Origin of the sequence: Mesorhizobium sp. M2A.F.Ca.ET.042.01.1.1 (assembly GCF_003997405.1) — a bacterium.
Lineage (GTDB): Bacteria > Pseudomonadota > Alphaproteobacteria > Rhizobiales > Rhizobiaceae > Mesorhizobium.
The window spans coordinates 1-2243 of the sequence record NZ_RZRX01000484.1; the positions used below are offsets into that span (position 1 = coordinate 1).

Sequence of the window (2243 nt, forward strand, 5' to 3'; positions counted from 1 at the left end):
CTGCAGGCCGAGCCGCACCCAGCCTTCCAGCTCGACGTCACGAATGGCGGCAGCCGCCTCGTCATTGAGCTCGATCAGCCGCCGCGCATAGCCAAGCATGGTTTCGCCGGCTTCCGTCAGCGCCAGGCCGCGCCCCGCCTTTCGGAAGATCGGCGTATCCGCCTGCTCTTCGAGCTTCTTCAATTGGGCGCTGACCGCGGACGTCGAGCGTCCCAACCGTTCGGCCGCCTTGGCGAAACTGCCCAGCTCCATGCCGGTGACGAAGGTTCTAAGGACGTCAAGGTCGAACGTGACACGGCGCATGAGATTGTCCTGATTTTCAGGATTATTGATCAAAAACTTCCTGATTTTATGGATGTACCTATGGCGCTACATCCGGTCCGTCAAGCCGCCAGCCGGCCGTCACGGGAATGGATCATGTCCGCCATCGTCACACGCAGCGACTGCCAACAGCCTGATGCAGCCGCCGTCACCTCCGCGCGCCGCGCCTTCGGTCCCAACCATCGCTGGAAGGTGCTCGGCACCGGCGTTGCGGCCAATGCCGGCTTCTCCGCCACCTTCTCCGGTATTCCGGCGACTGCGGTGGCGATGCGCCAGGGCTACCACCTCGACAATGCCTCGCTCGGCCTCGCGCTTGGGTTTCTCGGCCTCGGCGTGGCGCTGAGCGAACTGCCCTGGGGCGTGCTCACCGACCGCTGGGGCGACCGCCGCGTGCTCCTGACCGGGCTCGGTGCGACGGCCGCATGGCTTCTCATCATGGCGCTGCTCGTCGTGCCGACGAAAATGGCTGTTCCAGGCGTCACGCTTCTGTCGGCGAGCCTGCTCGTCGCCGGCCTGCTCGGCGGCAGCGTCAACGGCTCCAGCGGCCGCGCCATCATGGGCTGGTTCGGCGAGGGCGAGCGCGGCTTCGCCATGAGCATCAGGCAGACGGCGGTGCCGCTCGGCGGCGGGCTTGGCGCGCTTGTCCTGCCGTCGCTGGCGCTGGCTCCGGGCTTTGCCGCGGTCTTCGGCTTGCTTGCGGCCGTCTCCGCCGTCTCGGCCTATTTTGCCTGGCGCTGGCTGCACGAGCCGCCGGTGGAAGGCGGCAGCCACGCCGCCGCGGCGACAACCGGCCCGGCGCCCTTGCGCAACATCGAAGTGTGGCGCATCTCGACCGCCATCGGCCTGCTCTGCTTCCCGCAGGTCGCGGTGCTGACCTTCGCCTCGGTCTTCCTGCACGACTTCGCCGGCATGGGCACGTGGGTGACCAGCCCAACCCTCGCCGCCGTGCAGACCGGCGCCATGGTGATGCGTGTCTGGAGCGGCCGCTTCACCGACCGTCACGGCAACCGCCGTCCCTTCCTGAAAGTCTGCAGCGCATTGAGCGCATTTGCCTTCCTGTCGTTGTGGCTGCTGGTGATGGGCTCGGCCGGAGCACCACTGCTGTTGCCGCTGCTTCCGCTGATGGTCGTCGTTGCCGGCATATTCGTCTCCGCCTGGCACGGCGTCGCCTATACCGAGCTTGCCACGCTTGCCGGCGCCGGCCATGTCGGCACCGCGCTCAGCCTCGCCAACAGCTTTGTGTTCGTCGGCTTCTGCCTGGTGCCGATCGCCATTCCGTGGCTGCTCGTGGTCTTCGCGTGGCCGGGTGTGTGGCTCGCGGCCGCGATCTGCGCGGCGCTCGCCTTCCCGATTTTCCTGCGCCCCGCCTGAGTAGCCCGAAGCTGATTCATACCAATCCAGGCCCGATTCTTCGCCGGCTTGCTGTGGAAACGGCAAGCCGGCTTTCTTCAAACATGAAAAGAACATGATCGATGACGTTAACCCCGCATCAAGGTTAATGCTTCATTTTGGCTCTCCGGGGTCAGTAGCGTTCTGGAGAGTTCCGTGCATCGACGCGTTTCCATGCGGCTTGCCGCCGCCGCCGTTGCGAAAAGACGTTCCTTCCTTTCTCCTTTGGTGCTCGGGCTCGGCATGTGGATCGGCTTTCCGTCGGTCGTCGCCTATCAAGATATGACCAGCCTGATCACCGGCCTGGAGTCGCCCAGCGCCCGCTGGAACGCCTATATCGAGAAATCCGCCGCCGGCTCGGTGCATGCCGCAGAAATGCCGTTCATCGATTCCACCGCCACCGGCTCGATCTCCGGCTCCGGCGTCAATCTGCCGGGCGTAGGCACGGTCGCCTTCCGTGGCAAGGGCAACGCCGCGGGCGCCACGCCTGATGAAGATCGTGTCGTGCGCGCCGACAAGAAGGGCCGCCTCTG

General features: G+C 65.8%; 2 protein-coding genes and 1 pseudogene. 2 read left to right on the plus strand and 1 reads right to left on the minus strand.

The window, feature by feature from the left end; translation table 11 throughout:
* The coding region (locus tag EOA23_RS34000; RefSeq protein WP_127307255.1) for a LysR family transcriptional regulator at window positions 1–303 on the minus strand (303 nt) is incomplete at its 3' end.
* Window positions 304–417: 114 nt separating this feature from the next.
* Here EOA23_RS34000 and EOA23_RS34005 point away from each other — a divergent pair.
* On the plus strand, window positions 418–1692 hold the full coding sequence (locus EOA23_RS34005) for an MFS transporter (RefSeq protein WP_127307256.1): 1275 nt from the start codon (window positions 418–420) through the stop codon (window positions 1690–1692).
* A 174-nt stretch (window positions 1693–1866) separates the two neighbouring features.
* Window positions 1867–2243: pseudogene (locus EOA23_RS34010) on the plus strand (cell wall hydrolase); the annotation flags it as partial.

Coding starts and splice junctions, on each gene's coding strand:
- EOA23_RS34005 (WP_127307256.1), top strand. CDS start 418: ATGTCCGCCATCGTCACACGCAGCGACTGCCAACAGCCTGATGCAGCC.